The organism is Lentibacillus kimchii (assembly GCF_055381965.1).
In genome coordinates, this window is record NZ_AP043934.1 from 842,644 (window position 1) to 858,599 (window position 15,956).

Sequence of the window (15,956 nt, forward strand, 5' to 3'; positions counted from 1 at the left end):
ATGGTTCTCTTATTTAGTTTTCAGGGTGCAAAGGTTTAAAAAACCTCTTGCATTTTGAATTAAAAATGCTTATAATGGTTTCTGTGCTTCATTAGAATAAAAGAACAGCATAAGGTCTGGTGGCGATAGCGGAGAGGACACACCTGTTTCCATGCCGAACACAGCAGTTAAGCTCTCCAGCGCCGATGGTAGTTGGGGTTTGACCCTTGCAAGAGTAGGACGCTGCCAGGCAGTTTCATTCAACTGCAACTGAGTGCTAACTTTTGGATTATTCCACAGTAGCTCAGCGGTAGAGCCCTCGGCTGTTAACCGAGTAGCCGCAGGTTCGAATCCTGCCTGTGGAGCCATGGAGAGCTGTCCGAGTTGGCCGAAGGAGCACGATTGGAAATCGTGTAGACCGTTTTCACGGTCTCGAGGGTTCGAATCCCTCGCTCTCCGCCATTTATTTTCTTGATATTTGGCCCGTTGGTCAAGAGGTTAAGACACCGCCCTTTCACGGCGGTAACACGGGTTCGAATCCCGTACGGGTCACCATTTCTTTTTATAAGTTATTGCGAGTATACAAATGAGTGCAATATAATGTGCCGGAGGATTAGCTCAGCTGGGAGAGCACTTGCCTTACAAGCAAGAAGCCGCAGGTTCGAGCCCTGCATCCTCCATCACTTAAAATATATGTATTGCATCGTAAGCAAACATTTTAAGTAAGGTATGGTATACTGATATTATTAGTGATATAATGTGATGTGGTTATTTAATTTTCATATCGCGGGGTGGAGCAGTCTGGAAGCTCGTCGGGCTCATAACCCGAAGGTCGCAAGTTCAAATCTTGCCCCCGCAACCAATTTAATTAATGATTCATGCTTATTACCAATGATAACAGTGACAATTGCTTTACATCCTGGTCCGGTAGTTCAGTTGGTTAGAACGCCTGCCTGTCACGCAGGAGGTCGCGGGTTCGAGTCCCGTCCGGACCGCCATTTCAAGTTCAATTGTACATAGTATTGGCTCGATAGCTCAGTAGGTAGAGCAACGGACTGAAAATCCGTGTGTCGGCGGTTCGATTCCGTCTCGAGCCACCTTTAAAATGGAGGGGTAGCGAAGCTGGCCAAACGCGGCGGACTGTAAATCCGCTCCTTCAGGGTTCGGGGGTTCGAGTCCCTCCCCCTCCACCATTTGAATACAGGGGTATAGTTTAATGGCAAAACGAAGGTCTCCAAAACCTTTGATGCGGGTTCGATTCCTGCTACCCCTGCCATAATTCCATTTATGGCGGTCGTGGCGAAGTGGTTAACGCACCGGATTGTGGCTCCGGCATTCGTGGGTTCGATCCCCACCGGTCGCCCCATCATTATTCAATATTGGGCTATAGCCAAGCGGTAAGGCATCGGGTTTTGATCCCGTGATTCGCTGGTTCGAATCCAGCTAGCCCAGCCAGTACATGCGGAAGTAGTTCAGTGGTAGAACACCACCTTGCCAAGGTGGGGGTCGCGGGTTCGAATCCCGTCTTCCGCTCTTTTGCTTCCTTTGGCGGTATAGCCAAGTGGTAAGGCAGAGGTCTGCAAAACCTTTATCACCGGTTCGAATCCGGTTACCGCCTCTACTTAGTGATTATGCCTGAGTGGTGGAATTGGCAGACACGCAGCACTCAAAATGCTGTGCCTACGGGCGTGTGGGTTCGAGCCCCACCTCAGGTATCGATATAGCAGATAAACAATTGTGTATAAAAAACAGGGTATGATTACCCTGTTTTTTTATGCGTTAAATTAAATTGTTTTTAGCTGACATCCGCAATCATACCAACCGCAATGCAGGACTCATAATAAAACAACTCCCTGAGTAACAGGGAGTTGTTGTCTATAGTGTCATCTTATTATTTATAAATAATCTCTTCTTAAGGCCTCTCCAGATAGGGGCGATATATAACTTGGTGCGACATCATATACGGTTTTGGCCCCAAATTGTTTTTCCTGACTTAGTCTGAAGGCTGCACGTGCATAGGCGACCAGAACACTGGCAGTGAATTCAGGGTTACTGTCTAATGCAAGCGAAAACTCGTACAACTGCTGATTAGTGCTGCCTGTCTGACCGCTTTTAATAATGAACCCGCCATGTGGAGCTTTGGCATGATCACGTTCCAATTCTTCATCTGAAATAAAATGAACGTCTGTATGATAATCAGCAAAATAATTCGGCATTGTCTTGATTTCTTGTTCAATTGCGGCTTTGTCGGCATTTTCTTCTGCAACCACATAGCAAACACGCCTATGTTTATCAGACTTTGATAATTCGGGATTAGCACCGCTGCGTACTTGCTCAATCGCTTCTTCGGATGGGATAGTGTACTGAACACCATTCTTAACACCGTTGACGCGTCTTACAGCATCGGAGTGCCCTTGGCTGAGGCCCTCTCCCCAGAATGAATAACTTTTGCCCTCCGGTAAAATGGCATCAGCCATGACACGATTAATCGAAAATAAGCCCGGATCCCAGCCAACTGAGATAATAGCGGTTGTTTGATGATTGGCTGCTGCGTCATTGACCGTTTGATAGAATTCAGGGATCTTAGCATGGGTATCATAACTGTTAACCGTATTGAACATACTAGCGAAATGCGGCGTCTGTTCTGGCAAATCTGTAGCTGAACCGCCGCAGAGCAGCATTACATCAATAGCCGACTGGTAATCCTCAGCGTGATCAATATGTACAGCTTGTACACCAGGTTCATTAATATTCAGTGATTCAGGTTCCCGCCTTGTAAAAACAGCTACAAGGTCCAAATCAGATGTTGCTTTGATCGCTTTGGCGGCACCTTTACCCAGATTGCCGAAGCCAACGATTCCAAGTTTAATGTTAGAGCTCATATCCATTTCTCCTTATTTTGAGAAAAAATTTAACTTGCTCCTATTAGCTTAAATAATTTTAATCGTGAAAGCAAATATCCAGTACTGGCCAGCTAATCATGTATGTGGAGATCCCTGGACATAATTATAATGTCACCGTTAGATGGTTAGTCTAAGCTTACCCGGTTAAGAAAGCAGGTTTGTTTAATGAACAGAGCACTTACAATTCTCAGTATTATCGGTGTTCCGGTATCCGTTGCTGGTGTTATTTTTCAATGGCCAGCTGTCATGATGTTTATTATTTACTGCTTAACAATTATTGCGCTGGCCAGTGTGATTGGCAGAGGAACGGATAGTCTGGCGATCGTTATGGGTCCCAGAATTGGCGGACTGCTCAATGCAACGTTTGGCAATGCAGTCGAATTAATTATTTCGTTTTTCTCCCTTAAGGCTGGGCTGATCAATATTGTTCTGGCTTCGTTTACAGGGTCTATCCTGGGAAATTTATTGCTTGTGGCTGGACTGTCTTTTTTTGTGGGTGGTCTGAAATATAAACGTCAATCGTTTGCTGTTCAGCAGGCAAGGCATAATGCTGGACTGCTTATTTTTGCTGTCATTGTGGCTTTTGTAATGCCAGTCGTGTTTACTGAGACGATGAACAAGCAGGATACAATGGTTATGAGTGCTGGTATTTCTATTATTTTAATTCTGTTATATATGGCTGCGATGTTGTTTAAATTTGTTACCCATCGCGGTGTCTATCAGGGTAAAGATAATGCGGAGGAGAGTAAGAAAGAAGAAGAAACGCCTGAATGGGGTAAAGTTAAGGCGATGATCATATTGGCTACTGCGACGATAGCTGTTGCTTATGTGTCCGATCATTTGGTGGATACGTTCGAAGTGGTTGGTGCTAAGTTTGGGCTGTCTGAGCTATTTATTGGTGTCATGATCGTTGGAATTATTGGCAATGCGGCTGAACACGTTTCAGCTGTCTATATGGCCTATAAAAATAAAATGGAAGCTGTTATGGAGATTGCGGTCGGCTCCACATTGCAAGTGGCTATGTTTGTGCTGCCGGTTCTTGTTTTGCTGTCGCTTCTGTTCAGCCCAAGGATGCCGCTTACGTTCACTATGCCTGAGCTGGTCGGTATGGTAACGGCTGTTCTGTTAATCAATATGCTCTCAACGGACGGTGATTCGAACTGGTTTGATGGTGCCGTCTTATTGGGTGCCTATATTATCATGGGCATTGGATTTTATTTTGTTTAAATACCGACAAAAATAATGCATGGCTGTGGGCAGGAACCGTGGCAGCCATGCATAGTGATATTGAAAACTGTTTAGGTTTTAACTTATTATTGTGCTGTTAAACCGCCATCCATGACAAATTCGGAGCCAGTGCTGTAGCTTGACTCGTCTGAAGCGAGGAACAACACAAGATTTGATACTTCCTCAGGTTTAGCAATGCGCTTGTTTGGAATGCTTTTAGCAAATTCGGCAACAGCTTCTTTTGTATCAGCCTGAGCAATCATTGGTGTTTCAATTGCCCCAGGATGTACGGAATTAACACGGATGCCCTGATCAGCAAATTCAAGAGCAGCCGATTTGGTCATGCCGCGGACAGCAAATTTAGTATCGGTATAGCCAATTGCACCGCCTACAAGACCATTCATTGAGGAAATGTTAATAATTGATGCATTTTCGGCTTTTTTCATTGATGATACAGCAGTTTTCATACCTAGAAAGACGGAAATCTGGTTAAGACTGACGACTTTGTGATAGTCATCCAGCGTCATCTCTTCAATCGATTTGGTAGTTGTAATACCTACATTATTAACCAAGATGTTAATTAGTCCAAATGCTCTTTCAGTCTCAGCGACGACGTTTTCCCAGCTTTCTTGATTCGTGACATCGAGCTTGATGAACTTAGCATTGTTTCCAAGTTCATCAGCAAGGGCTTGTCCTTTTTCTTCAAGAATATCAGCGAGAACAACTTTTGCACCTTCACTGACAAATCTGCGGGCGTGGGACTCGCCCATACCTTGTGCTGCACCTGTAATAATCGCAACTTTTCCGTCTAATCTGCCCATGATGAATTCCTCCTAAGTAGTTGATCCGGCAGCGAATTATAAATTAATAAACCACTCAGCTGCCTGTTTTCCATTACTTTTTTATAAGTATTATGTTTTACGATTATATCGTAACACTTAATGGTATCAGGTTAAATCGTTTAGCCTTCAATGATTTAAATTTTTCTGCCCCTTAATGCGCTGCGGAAAGATAAAAAAACACCCTGGCTATTTTGCCCAGGGTGTATGCAGGATTTTTCCTCATGTAATGGATGCCTGATAGATCGAGTCAACAGCTTTTCCAAGTGTTTCATTAAATGCTTCGTCTGTCTGGCTGACATTTAGATCTTGTGTCAGAGCTCGGGAAAAGCTTGCAATCAGGTTGTTATTTTCTTTTAGTTTTTCATTTGCATCGTTCGTTTCATAGCCGCCGGAAAGGGCAACGACACGTACGACATTTGGATGTTCAATCAGTTCCTTGTACATATTGGAGACCGTTGGAATAGTCAGTTTAATCATAACAAGATCGTCCTGATTGAGGCTGTCTAGATGCTTTTGAATCTCCGCTTTCAGCAGTTCTTCGCATTTTTCTTTTTCCGGGCTGTTAATATCCACCTCTGGCTCGATAATCGGAACCAAGCCGGCATCGACGACTTTTTGGCCAATTTCAAATTGCTGATCGACAACGTCTTTGATGCCTTTTTCATTGGCTTCTTTAATGACAGAACGCTCTTTTGTGCCAAAAATATGGCGCTCGTTTGCCCGCTTCAATTTGTCGTCAAGGTCATCGATAGGCTTCATCAGCTGCACGCCATTTTCTTCTTCAGCAAGTCCTTTGTCGATCTTCAAAAAAGGGACGACCCCTTTTTCATCGGCTAAATAGTCCCCGGTGTAGAGACCGTCAATTTCACGGTCCATCGTATGTTCGAATAAAATAGCACCGATAATACGGTTCGAGTCAAAAGCGGGGGATGTAATAATCCGTGTCCGCATCTCATGTACGAGATCGAACATTTGCTCATTCGTGTCATACTGATCCTCGGGAATGCCATATAAAGCAAGTGCTTTAGGTGTACTGCCGCCACTCTGATCAAGAGCTGCAATAAACCCGTCAGCATTTTTCATTTGGTCAAGTTGTTTTTGATTCATGTATTTCACTCCTTTTTATCATTGTAAGCTCTCTCTTTAGGGAAATAAGCTATTGGATCAAAAGTGCTTCTCAAAATTATTATATCATGAAAACAAGTCGTGTAATAGTCAATCGCATAAGTTAGCCAATTAGCAGAACTGATTGTTTATTCAGAAAAAAAGCAGGCAGCTAATCCCGCTGCCACTAGGGGTTAAACATTTTTCTTCTCATCAATTTAAATTTGTATTATGATATCCCTTTGGTGAAAATTGATTGTCATGATAACTGGAGGAACAACTATGTCTAATCGCAATAAAGGAATCCTATTATTATTGGTGTCGGCATTAGGTTTTTCGCTTATGGGCGCTTTTGTCAAACTTTCCGGTGATGTGCCTACGATACAGAAAGCCTTCTTTCGCAATATTATCGCCAGTATTATAGCTGTAGGCTTCGTTATCTATAATAAGGAAAGATTATTCGGCAAAAAAGAAAACCAGAAATACCTGCTTTCTCGTTCAGCCCTTGGTGCAGTGGGGATGGTGCTTAATTTTTATGCGCTCGATCATCTCGTGCTGTCGGATGCGGAGATGCTGAATAAGCTCAGTCCGTTCATACAGATTATTCTGTCGGCTATTTTTCTTAAAGAAGCGGCCAGGCGCTTCCAGGTTGTAGCCGTTATCATTGCGTTTGGCGGGGCCCTGTTCATTATTCAGCCGGATTTTTCGGGTGAATTGCTTCCGTATATTGGCGGTGTTTTTGGCGCGTTTTTTGCAGCAAGTGCCTATACAATGCTGCGGGTCCTGGGTGATAAAGAAAAACATTACACGGTTGTATTCTACTTTTCTTTGTTTACAACGCTCTTGCTCCTGCCGTTCACAGTTGCTATGTATGAACCGATGACGTGGCAGCAATGGGTGCTGCTCATTCTTGCAGGTGTTTTTGCAACTGTCGGTCAGTTTGGCATCACACTTGCTTATAAATTTGCACCAGCAAGTGAGATCTCAATCTTCTTATATTCCTCGGTTGTTTATTCAGCGCTTTTGAGTATTGTGCTGTTTGGCCAGATTCCGACACTATTCAGTGTTTTAGGTTACGTGATCATATTCGGGGCATCATTCTATATGTTTTTGAAAAACAGCCGAATGGATAAACAGGCAAAAGAACAGGGATAAAAGGCGCTGTTATATGAACGAAAAGCGGCCCCAGACATTAAAGTTTGGGGCCGCTTTTTGTAGAGGCGAGTATTTATCTATGTAAATTTTTGTAATAATCATAAAACATGATTGACATTTTAGTGACAATTCTGTTTAACTGTAATAAATAGACAAGTCTGACCGTAACGATTTAAATGATCCTAAGAACAAAAAAGAGGGAGGCACTTATGGCACAAATTGAAGCATTTTTAGATCAGGTGAGTGGTCTTGTATGGGGGGTTCCTTTACTTGTACTTTTGGTAGGCACAGGGGTTTACTTAACAATCAGGCTTGGTTTTTTGCAGATTCGTTCGCTGCCTTATGCGTTAAAACTTGCCTTTACTAAAAGCAATCAGGACAAACAATCAGATGGCGATATTTCGCACTTTCAGGCACTTATGACAGCTTCTGCCGCGACAGTGGGCACTGGCAATATTGTCGGGGTGGCAACGGCAGTTGTTCTGGGTGGACCTGGAGCTATTTTATGGATGTGGGTAGCTGGTTTTTTCGGGATGGCAACCAAGTATGGTGAAGCGATACTGGCTGTCAAGTACCGTGTGAAAGATGCTGACGGCAATATGGCCGGCGGTCCGATGTATTATCTGGAACACGGCTTAAAACAGAAATGGCTCGGCGTATTGTTTGCGATATTCGGCTCCCTTGCAGCCTTTGGTATTGGCAATGGGACACAGGCAAAGGCGATTGCTGATTTAATGAACGACACATTTTCTGTGCCATTTTGGCTGACGGGGATTATTCTTGTCATATTCGCGGGATTGGTTATTCTTGGCGGTATTAAGTGGATCGGCCGGGTAACATCATTCTTTGTTCCGATTATGGCTGTATTTTATATCGCTGCCGGATTGTTTGTCATGATAACGCATATTAATCTAATACCGGAAGCGATTGGAACGATTTTTACGTATGCCTTCAGCGGCGAGGCAGTCGCAGGCGGAACGGTTGGTGCTGTTATCCGCTTTGGTGTTGCCCGCGGGTTATTTTCCAATGAAGCAGGGCTGGGATCGGCTCCTATAGCAGCCGCTGCAGCTAAAACGGACTTACCCGGCAGACAGGCCCTGGTCTCCATGACGCAAGTATTAATTGATACCTTTATTGTTTGTTCCATTACTGGTATCACCATTGTTATGAGCGGCAATTGGCAGGACGCATCCATCGAAGCAGGCGTACTGACGTCTTCTGCTTTTGGCACATTGTTAGGCAGTGCGGGCCCATATTTAATCACGATCGGACTGCTGTTTTTCGCCACATCTACCATACTGGGATGGGGCTACTATGGGGAGAAGTGCTTTCAATACCTGTTCAAGAGTGCGACTGCTGTCAAGATCTATCGTACTGTGTTTGTTCTGTTCATTTTTGTTGGTGCAACAGCCTCCCTCGATGCTGTCTGGACACTGGCGGATATCCTGAACGGTCTGATGGCTGCTCCTAACCTGATTGGTCTGCTTGGACTGTCGGGGATTATCGTATTTGAAACGAAACGTTTTAAACAGAAATCAAAGGAGGAAAAAGAACAAAAGGACGCATCGTAATTTAATGGCTGTATTACAAATAAGCTTGCGGTTATTTTCACTTTCCGCAAGCTTTTTTAATGATTCCAGAGGAACTGGAGTCATGATTAATGCGCTGAGTTAAAAGACATAAAATTTAAAATAATGGATTAAATAGAGTCTTCTAGATCATTCAAAGAAGACGAACAAGCTCCATATATGTATAAATAGCCATTTTATTCCTTGAAACAATGCAATATATTAAAATAATTAAGAGGATCGCATTAATGTTCGTATTTAATCACTTTTTCGTCAGAATACTCATTTAACGTTTTGTCAGTATTTTGTTACGATTATAAACAGTTGTTCAAAAACGGTCAGGCCGTGATTATAAGGCTGTTGAGATCTTTTTGGATGATTTGGGCATTTCTTTAAATAGATATTACAAGAGGGATATTTATTTAAAGACTTGCAGTATTATAAATACTAGGGGGTTATTTTATTTTTAGTAAACGATTTAATATTCGTTTAACTGTTTTCGCATTAGTTCTGATGCTGTCAATGCTCTTAGCAGCATGCGGCGGGGACGACAGCGAAGCGGAAGGTGACAGTAATGCTTCGGATGGCAGTGATTCCGAAGACACTGAAGAAACAAGTGAAGGACCTGAAATTGGTCAAAAAGAATTAACGGAGCCTTACGTTGCTTGGGCCCGTGAGACAATCAGTACCGAAATGCTAAACCAGCTGCTTGAGAAAGTTGGTTATAATGTTGATACTAAACAGGTAGAGGCTGGCCCGATGTTCTCAAGTGTCGCGGAAGGTGACGCTGATTTCCAGACATCGACATGGCTGCCGGCAACCCACGAATCCTACTGGGAAGAATACGGTGACAGTCTTGAAAAAGTGAATCAGGTGCTGGACCAGGCGCCATTGGCTCTGACTGTTCCAAGTTACATGGAAGATGTAAACTCAGTTGAAGATTTGAAAGGTAATAAGGAACTTGGCGAATCAGTAGACTGGAAGATTATTGGAATTGACCCTGGTGCCGGTATTATGGAAAATACCGGGAAGGCACTTGAGGAATATGGTCTGGACAAATGGGAGCTTACAGAAAGCTCAGAAGCTGCAATGCTTACTGAACTGCAGTCAGCTATGGATAACGAAGAACCGATTGTTGTTCCGCTTTGGAAGCCGCATTGGGCTTTCGGTTCATTGGATCTGAAAATGCTTGAAGATCCAAAAGGCATCTATGGCGGCGATGGCGACCAGATTTATACAGTCGCCCGTAATGATTTGAAAGATGATGCTCCAAGAGCCTACAAAGTTCTGGAACAATATGATGAGTCGTACGATATGATCAATGAAATGATGCCTAAAGTTCATCAAGAAGACAAGGATGTCGAAAAAGTGGTTGAAAACTTCCTTAACGATAATCCTGACAAAGTCGACGAATGGCTTGATGGTGTGCCAAGAGAAGATTAATCGTATCGTTTAACAAATGATAAAAAACGGGGATGCTTCAGACGGCATCCCCGTTTTTTATCATGTAGAAATTCAAAATCATAGTATATGCTGAATATAAAATGGTTTCTGGGCACGCCAAAAAAGAAGAGGCTGTTTGATAAAAATATAACATAAAATTTGACACACTTTCATTGAACCTGTATCGTGAAAAATTGTATATTATTTAATACTGGTTCCTGTAAACATAGGTATGCTTAGCAGGCTGCATATGGTGCAGGTATTTAAACTAGGGGGAACTCACTTTTGAAGAATTCGAATCAGCAAACAGAGGGTGTAATTGACAAACCTGTCCTTATTATAAGTGGTGGTATATTACTACTGTTTGTCATTCTGGCTTTGATAAACCAAGATATGGTGTCGGATGGTGTCGATTACTTCTTTGATTTATCGGCGACATATTTTGGACCAATTTATCAAGTCTTGCTGTTAGGAACGTTCATTATTGCTTTGGTATTAGGCTATTCCAAATTCGGAAAAATTCGCCTGGGTAATGTTGATAAGCCTGAAATGAGTACTTTCAGATGGATTTCTATTATTATGTGTACATTGCTCGCGGCAGGCGGCGTATTTTGGGCCGCTGCGGAACCGTTAAGTCACTTTTTAACAGCACCGCCGCACTTTGATGTAGAAAGCGGTACTGCAGAAGCCGTTGCTCCAGCACTTGCAACAAGCTTTGTAGATTGGGGCTTTCTTGCTTGGGTTTCTCTTGGAACGCTTGGAACATTCGTTCTTATGTATGCCCATTATCACCGCGGTCAGCCTCTTAAGCCTAGAGCGCTGTTATATCCAATTGTCGGTGAGAAAATCATGCGGAAAAAGAGTGTATTTGGCGCAATTGTAGATATATTTTCTATCATTTCTGTTGCAGCTGGTACGATTGGCCCTGTTGGCTTTCTCGGACTTCAAGCGGGCTACGCTTTGATGGATTTATTCGGTCTTCCGAATACTCTGACAGTACAGATTGCAATTATTGCGGTTCTCGTTGTTGCAGCTGGTGTGTCTGCTGCTACCGGCATTCATAAAGGTATTCAGCTTATGAGCCGCTACAATGTCATATTATCTATTATTCTTGTGGCAGCTATTGTAGTTCTTGGACCAACGATGTTCATTTTTGATTCGTTCTTAGAATCATTTGGCGTCTATGTTCAGGATTTTGTTGAAATGACCACTCAACGTAGTGATCTTGCCTGGCTAGGCGGATGGATGGTCTTCTTCTTTGCCTGGTTCATTGGTTATGGACCTATGATGGCCATGTTTGTCAGCCGTATTTCTAGAGGACGTACTGTCCGTGAACTGGTAACGGCGGTTGCAGTTGTTGCACCAGTTATTACAACATTCTGGTTTACTATCATTGGCGGGACTGGTATTTCTGAAGAACTTAAGAATCCAGGTTCTGTGTCAGGTCCATTTAATGATGGCGGTCAGCCTGCAGCTATGATGGCTATAGCTCAGAACCTACCGCTAGGAACTATTATTGGATTTCTATTACTTGTTGCTACGGTTGTTTTTGTTCTTACAACAACGGACTCGATGTCGCTTACGATTTCAATGGCGATTACCGGTAATGGTTCTCCTTCCAGATGGCTGCGAGTGTTCTGGGCATTCTTGATAGGTCTAGTCGCAGTCGTTCTGGTTTCATTAGGTGAAGACAGTATCGATTCCTTACAGTCCTTTATCGTGGTCACAGCTGTTCCTGTCTCCTTATTACTCTTGACGACTTTCTGGACTGCTCCGCATGTTGTTAAGAAGCTTTACAAGGAACAGGGATTTGAATAAATATTAATCACCAGGCTGCGTGCTTTGTTTTGCACGCCGCTGAGTGATCTTAAAACGTGGCTTTACGGTTTTTACCGAAAGCCGCGTTTTTTTAATAAGGTGCGAGGTATATTCATATAGTCTATAAGGACCTGCAGAATTCGAATGGGGAGTGAAGGCTATGAAGGTGCTGGTAACTGAGTTAATGTGGGAAGATGGGATTAATGAACTCAAGCGGCAAGGCTGCCGTGTCGATTATGATCAGGAATTGGGGCGGAGAAGGGACGAATTGCTTGAACTGGCGCCTCATTATGATGCGCTGATTGTCCGTAATGAAACACAAGTTGATTCGGTACTGCTTGATGCGGCAAAACATGCACAAGTTATTGGGCGCTTAGGCGTTGGTCTTGATAATATTGACTTAAAAGCGGCTGAGGTACGAAATAAACCGGTGATCGCCGCAAAACATGCAAATGCGACGTCTGTTGCCGAGTATGTGATAGCGGCTATGCTGGATGCTTACCGTCCGTTAATCGAGGCAGATGCAGATGTGCGAAAAGGCCGTTGGGACCGGCGATTTTTTACAGGTTTTGAATTGAATAAACGAACACTCGGGCTCGTTGGAATGGGCGAAATCGCTCAGCGTGTTGCAACAAGAGCCAAAGCATTGGGTATGGATGTTATTGGCTATGATCCTTTTGTGACGCCTTATGATCATATAGTGGCAGAAACTGGTGTACGGCCAGTGGAAACACTTGACACATTGCTTCAGGAATCAGATTTTGTCTCGGTCCATGTCCCATTGACGCGTGCAACGAAGCATATGATTCATAAAGCTAATTTGCCGCTTATGAAACGGCACGCTTATATTATAAATTCAGCCAGGGGCGGCATTGTGCAGGAACAGGATCTGATGGAAGCAGTGAAAAGAGAACAAGTTGCCGGAGCTTATCTGGATGTGCTGGAACAAGAACCGGTACCAAGTGATTCACCGCTTGCGCAAATTGAAGCTATCAGGTTATCACCGCATATTGCGGGTCTGACAGATGAAGCGCAGTCCCGGACAGCTATGCTTGTCGCTCGTGAGGTGATAAATGTTCTGCATGGCAGGGAATCGCTTTGTGCCGTTGTGTGAGCTTGCCCATCAGCTATTACATGACCGTTCATTTAGCGGGTCGAGAGCAGTTAGGAGGGTTGTTTCAAGCGGCAGATGACAACTGCATCTATCATCAGGTGAATTTAAAAATGCTGGATGGCATTCGTTTGTCGGGTAAGGCTTCATTTCATTATAATTATGAATTTAAATCAATGCCGGGTATATTCTTAATGATTATAAATAAGGTATTTACAAAGAAGTCAAATTGATGTATAAATATTTGTAATACAGAGAATAAAACAGATATTGGATTACCTAAGCAGTTGCTTAAGTGAGGTCATTATCTCGCTGGGGATGGAAAGGCGTGTTTGAGTTCTTTGTCTGTCAATCGATGGGAGGGGTTTTATGCTGGTTGAAGAGGATTATGTCACGCGTGAAAATGTCGTTTATGCCACAATTAATGAAGCGAAACAGCAAGTGCTCGACAGGCTGCTGGAATCAGGTTATCGCTGTATTCCTGTTCTTGATGAAGACGGTCACACGTATGCCGGCAACATTTATAAAGTTCATTTATTGAGTGAACAGCTCGATAATCAGTTTACTGGTTCCATTGAGCAGCTGGTAGCGGATCAAAACGATGGTTTTGTATATCAGGACAATTCTTTTGTTAAAGTGTTTTCGTCCATTAAAAAGCTTCCCTTTTTAGGGGTTGTCGATCGTGATAAACACTTTCTCGGTATTTTGACGAACGGCAATATCCTCGAAGTGCTGGAGAATGCATGGGGCGTTCACAACGGCAGTTATTCGCTCACGATTGGCACAATTGAGTATTCGGGTGCTCTGCAGCGTATGCTTCGGGGTGTTAATAAATACTGCAATGTGCAAAGTGTGATTTCGCTGAATAATAATTCGCAGTTTGTGCGCCGCGTGTGCATTGTTTTGCCTGATGATGTTGATGAGCGTCTGATGAGGCAGGTTGTGGAGGAACTCGAAAAACTGAATTTCACTGTGACGGATATTGAAAACTTATAACCAGTCAGTGGTGGTATAACAAGCGCGGGGCGATTTGCCTCGCGCTTTTTTTGCTGGTTTCTGCTGGAATCGTGATGTTGGTGGTTGTTTTTGACTGTTTTTGCTGGTATTCTGATGATTAGGAGGCTTGATGGCATGTTAAATGAAGAACGGCATCAGTTAATTTTAGATCAATTGAATCAGCACCAGATTTTAAAGTCACAGTATTTAATGGATGCTATCGGCTGTTCTGAATCCACGATCAGACGTGATCTGGACCATCTGGAAGCGGAAGGGAAACTGATCAGAATTCATGGCGGTGCCAAACGAGCCTACCAGCTCGATACGGAACAAACAACAAAAGAGAAATCATTCAAAAACGTTCAAAATAAAGATATGATCGGCCAAAAAGCGGCTGGTCTGATTGAACATCGGGATGTTATTTATATCGATGCTGGCACGACGACACTTGCGATACTGCCATACGTGACGGATCAGAGCATTACGGTCGTGACCAATGGTATTCAGCATGCTTCCATGCTTGCAGATCAGGGAATTGAAACATTCCTGACAGGCGGCAGAATTAAGCATGATACAAAGGCAATGATAGGATCACAAAGTTTACACGATCTCAGCTATTACCGATTTGATAAAGCTTTCTTAGGCATGAATGGTATTGATTCAGCATTTGGCTGTACAACACCGGATCCTGAAGAAGCAGTACTCAAACAAACAGCTCACAAGCAGGCAGCGATAACATTTTTGTTAGCGGATCAAAGCAAATGGGATAAAATCAGTTTTACCAAAGTGTGTGATCTGGACGCAATTACAGTCATCACAGATCGCTTGAATGAGCATTTGAATCATTACAGAGAGAAAACAAACATCATGGAGGCTGTGCAATGATCTATACGATAACACTTAACCCATCCATAGACTATGTTGTTCACACGCCGTCATTAGAACTTGGTGCGTTAAATAAAGCAAACACCTGTATGACATTTGCAGGCGGCAAAGGAATTAACGTGTCACGGATGCTGCATGAACTGAGCTATGATACGACGGCTTTGGGCTTCACGGGCGGTTTCACTGGTGACTTTATAACCGGTGAGTTAAAGACAGCAGGGCTGGCCACCGATTTCACCCCGATTCAGGATGACAGCAGAATTAATATTAAATTAAAATCAGAAACCGAAACTGAAATTAACGCTCCTGGTCCAACGATAACAGCGCAGGAAGCGGATGCCTTGCTGCATCAGCTTGACGGTATATCTGATCAGGATACGCTGATTTTATCAGGCAGTACACCGCCGTCATTAAGCCACAGCTTCCGGCAGCAGCTGATCCAGCGCATGGCTCAGACGGGGGCTCAGCTTGTGTTCGATACGACAGGTGAGGCACTAAAGACTGCCCTTAGCTTTAAGCCGCTGATTGTTAAGCCGAACCAGCATGAACTGGCTGAATTCTTTGGCGTCACACTTCATAATCGGCAGGATATTAGTCGCTGCGGACAAAAACTGCTGGATCTGGGTGCCCGGCATGCGCTTGTGTCTCTTGGCGGTGACGGCGCCTTGCTGCTGACAGACAATGGTGTCTATCATGGATCGGCACCGACCGGCCAGGTGAAAAACTCGGTTGGCTCGGGTGACTCGATGATTGCCGGATTCACAGGCAAATGGGCGGAAACAGGTGATGTTACGGACGCGTTCTTACTTAGTCTAGCAGCCGGAAGTGCCACCGCGTTTTCGGATGATCTGGCAGAAAGAGGAGCCATTGAGGATTTGACCAAAAACATTACGATTCAACGCATCGATTAACAGGGAGGGACCAG

General features: G+C 43.7%; 13 protein-coding genes, 14 tRNA genes and 1 rRNA gene. 25 read left to right on the plus strand and 3 right to left on the minus strand.

What is annotated here, in order from left to right; all coding sequences use genetic code 11:
- The first annotated feature begins 115 nt into the window (after nucleotides 1–115).
- The 15 genes from rrf to ACZ444_RS04685 all read left to right on the plus strand — a co-directional run bounded on the left by rrf (nucleotide 116) and on the right by ACZ444_RS04685 (nucleotide 1,694).
- Nucleotides 116–231 (plus strand): 5S ribosomal RNA (gene rrf / locus ACZ444_RS04615).
- A gap of 41 nt (nucleotides 232–272) precedes the next feature.
- Nucleotides 273–347 (plus strand) — tRNA-Asn (locus tag ACZ444_RS04620).
- A 1-nt stretch (nucleotide 348) separates the two neighbouring features.
- A tRNA-Ser gene (locus ACZ444_RS04625) sits at nucleotides 349–441 on the plus strand.
- A gap of 18 nt (nucleotides 442–459) precedes the next feature.
- A tRNA-Glu gene (locus ACZ444_RS04630) sits at nucleotides 460–534 on the plus strand.
- A gap of 52 nt (nucleotides 535–586) precedes the next feature.
- A tRNA-Val gene (locus tag ACZ444_RS04635) sits at nucleotides 587–659 on the plus strand.
- 105 nt (nucleotides 660–764) lie between these two features.
- A tRNA-Met gene (locus tag ACZ444_RS04640) sits at nucleotides 765–841 on the plus strand.
- A 59-nt stretch (nucleotides 842–900) separates the two neighbouring features.
- A tRNA-Asp gene (locus ACZ444_RS04645) sits at nucleotides 901–977 on the plus strand.
- A gap of 26 nt (nucleotides 978–1,003) precedes the next feature.
- Nucleotides 1,004–1,076: transfer RNA gene (locus ACZ444_RS04650), tRNA-Phe, on the plus strand.
- Nucleotides 1,077–1,086: 10 nt separating this feature from the next.
- A tRNA-Tyr gene (locus ACZ444_RS04655) sits at nucleotides 1,087–1,172 on the plus strand.
- A gap of 9 nt (nucleotides 1,173–1,181) precedes the next feature.
- Nucleotides 1,182–1,255 (plus strand) — tRNA-Trp (locus tag ACZ444_RS04660).
- A 14-nt stretch (nucleotides 1,256–1,269) separates the two neighbouring features.
- Nucleotides 1,270–1,345: transfer RNA gene (locus ACZ444_RS04665), tRNA-His, on the plus strand.
- A 14-nt stretch (nucleotides 1,346–1,359) separates the two neighbouring features.
- A tRNA-Gln gene (locus ACZ444_RS04670) sits at nucleotides 1,360–1,434 on the plus strand.
- A gap of 6 nt (nucleotides 1,435–1,440) precedes the next feature.
- Nucleotides 1,441–1,512, plus strand: a tRNA-Gly gene (locus tag ACZ444_RS04675).
- 14 nt (nucleotides 1,513–1,526) lie between these two features.
- Nucleotides 1,527–1,597 (plus strand) — tRNA-Cys (locus tag ACZ444_RS04680).
- Between the two features lie 15 nt (nucleotides 1,598–1,612).
- Nucleotides 1,613–1,694: transfer RNA gene (locus ACZ444_RS04685), tRNA-Leu, on the plus strand.
- A 180-nt stretch (nucleotides 1,695–1,874) separates the two neighbouring features.
- Here the strand turns inward: ACZ444_RS04685 and ACZ444_RS04690 are convergent.
- On the minus strand, nucleotides 1,875–2,861 hold the full coding sequence (locus ACZ444_RS04690) for a diaminopimelate dehydrogenase (RefSeq protein ID WP_382359732.1): 987 nt from the start codon (nucleotides 2,859–2,861) through the stop codon (nucleotides 1,875–1,877).
- A 186-nt stretch (nucleotides 2,862–3,047) separates the two neighbouring features.
- Between ACZ444_RS04690 and cax the strand changes: the two genes are divergently transcribed.
- Nucleotides 3,048–4,109: a calcium/proton exchanger gene (gene cax / locus ACZ444_RS04695; RefSeq protein WP_464433591.1), complete on the plus strand. Its 1,062-nt coding sequence runs from the start codon at nucleotides 3,048–3,050 to the stop codon at nucleotides 4,107–4,109.
- An 86-nt stretch (nucleotides 4,110–4,195) separates the two neighbouring features.
- On the opposite strand, the gene ACZ444_RS04700 is transcribed toward cax, so the two are convergent.
- Nucleotides 4,196–4,930 carry a glucose 1-dehydrogenase gene (locus tag ACZ444_RS04700; protein ID WP_382359735.1) on the minus strand — a complete coding sequence of 245 codons (735 nt, stop codon included), beginning with the start codon at nucleotides 4,928–4,930 and terminating at the stop codon, nucleotides 4,196–4,198.
- 240 nt (nucleotides 4,931–5,170) lie between these two features.
- Nucleotides 5,171–6,058: a fructose bisphosphate aldolase gene (locus ACZ444_RS04705; protein ID WP_382359738.1), complete on the minus strand. Its 888-nt coding sequence runs from the start codon at nucleotides 6,056–6,058 to the stop codon at nucleotides 5,171–5,173.
- Nucleotides 6,059–6,337: 279 nt separating this feature from the next.
- On the opposite strand from ACZ444_RS04705, the gene ACZ444_RS04710 reads away from it, so the two are divergent.
- The 9 genes from ACZ444_RS04710 (at nucleotide 6,338) to pfkB (ending at nucleotide 15,942) form a co-directional block, all read left to right on the plus strand.
- Nucleotides 6,338–7,210: a DMT family transporter gene (locus tag ACZ444_RS04710; RefSeq protein ID WP_382359741.1), complete on the plus strand. Its 873-nt coding sequence runs from the start codon at nucleotides 6,338–6,340 to the stop codon at nucleotides 7,208–7,210.
- Nucleotides 7,211–7,419: 209 nt separating this feature from the next.
- Complete coding sequence (locus tag ACZ444_RS04715; RefSeq protein WP_382359745.1) at nucleotides 7,420–8,781, plus strand: alanine/glycine:cation symporter family protein; 1,362 nt, start codon at nucleotides 7,420–7,422, stop codon at nucleotides 8,779–8,781.
- Between the two features lie 510 nt (nucleotides 8,782–9,291).
- Nucleotides 9,292–10,221 (plus strand): glycine betaine ABC transporter substrate-binding protein, encoded by a 930-nt coding sequence (locus tag ACZ444_RS04720; RefSeq protein ID WP_382359748.1) that lies wholly within the window; start codon nucleotides 9,292–9,294, stop codon nucleotides 10,219–10,221.
- A gap of 285 nt (nucleotides 10,222–10,506) precedes the next feature.
- Nucleotides 10,507–12,039 carry a BCCT family transporter gene (locus ACZ444_RS04725; RefSeq protein WP_382359751.1) on the plus strand — a complete coding sequence of 511 codons (1,533 nt, stop codon included), beginning with the start codon at nucleotides 10,507–10,509 and terminating at the stop codon, nucleotides 12,037–12,039.
- Between the two features lie 160 nt (nucleotides 12,040–12,199).
- A complete protein-coding gene (locus tag ACZ444_RS04730) occupies nucleotides 12,200–13,153 on the plus strand; it encodes a hydroxyacid dehydrogenase (RefSeq protein ID WP_382359754.1) in 954 nt (317 codons plus the stop codon).
- Between the two features lie 20 nt (nucleotides 13,154–13,173).
- Complete coding sequence (locus ACZ444_RS04735) at nucleotides 13,174–13,383, plus strand: hypothetical protein (protein WP_464433592.1); 210 nt, start codon at nucleotides 13,174–13,176, stop codon at nucleotides 13,381–13,383.
- A gap of 136 nt (nucleotides 13,384–13,519) precedes the next feature.
- Complete coding sequence (cbpA, locus tag ACZ444_RS04740; protein WP_382359757.1) at nucleotides 13,520–14,146, plus strand: cyclic di-AMP binding protein CbpA; 627 nt, start codon at nucleotides 13,520–13,522, stop codon at nucleotides 14,144–14,146.
- 135 nt (nucleotides 14,147–14,281) lie between these two features.
- The gene (locus ACZ444_RS04745; protein WP_382359760.1) at nucleotides 14,282–15,031 is read left to right on the plus strand and encodes a DeoR/GlpR family DNA-binding transcription regulator; all 750 of its coding nucleotides are present in this window, start codon (nucleotides 14,282–14,284) and stop codon (nucleotides 15,029–15,031) included.
- Nucleotides 15,028–15,942 (plus strand): 1-phosphofructokinase, encoded by a 915-nt coding sequence (gene pfkB, locus ACZ444_RS04750; protein ID WP_382359763.1) that lies wholly within the window; start codon nucleotides 15,028–15,030, stop codon nucleotides 15,940–15,942. Before ACZ444_RS04745 ends, pfkB begins: the two co-directional genes overlap by 4 nt.
- Nucleotides 15,943–15,956 lie beyond the last annotated feature (14 nt).

Coding starts and splice junctions, on each gene's coding strand:
- ACZ444_RS04690 (WP_382359732.1), bottom strand. CDS start 2,861: ATGAGCTCTAACATTAAACTTGGAATCGTTGGCTTCGGCAATCTGGGT.
- cax (WP_464433591.1), top strand. CDS start 3,048: ATGAACAGAGCACTTACAATTCTCAGTATTATCGGTGTTCCGGTATCC.
- ACZ444_RS04700 (WP_382359735.1), bottom strand. CDS start 4,930: ATGGGCAGATTAGACGGAAAAGTTGCGATTATTACAGGTGCAGCACAA.
- ACZ444_RS04705 (WP_382359738.1), bottom strand. CDS start 6,058: ATGAATCAAAAACAACTTGACCAAATGAAAAATGCTGACGGGTTTATT.
- ACZ444_RS04710 (WP_382359741.1), top strand. CDS start 6,338: ATGTCTAATCGCAATAAAGGAATCCTATTATTATTGGTGTCGGCATTA.
- ACZ444_RS04715 (WP_382359745.1), top strand. CDS start 7,420: ATGGCACAAATTGAAGCATTTTTAGATCAGGTGAGTGGTCTTGTATGG.
- ACZ444_RS04720 (WP_382359748.1), top strand. CDS start 9,292: ATGCTGTCAATGCTCTTAGCAGCATGCGGCGGGGACGACAGCGAAGCG.
- ACZ444_RS04730 (WP_382359754.1), top strand. CDS start 12,200: ATGAAGGTGCTGGTAACTGAGTTAATGTGGGAAGATGGGATTAATGAA.
- ACZ444_RS04735 (WP_464433592.1), top strand. CDS start 13,174: ATGACCGTTCATTTAGCGGGTCGAGAGCAGTTAGGAGGGTTGTTTCAA.
- cbpA (WP_382359757.1), top strand. CDS start 13,520: ATGCTGGTTGAAGAGGATTATGTCACGCGTGAAAATGTCGTTTATGCC.
- ACZ444_RS04745 (WP_382359760.1), top strand. CDS start 14,282: ATGTTAAATGAAGAACGGCATCAGTTAATTTTAGATCAATTGAATCAG.
- pfkB (WP_382359763.1), top strand. CDS start 15,028: ATGATCTATACGATAACACTTAACCCATCCATAGACTATGTTGTTCAC.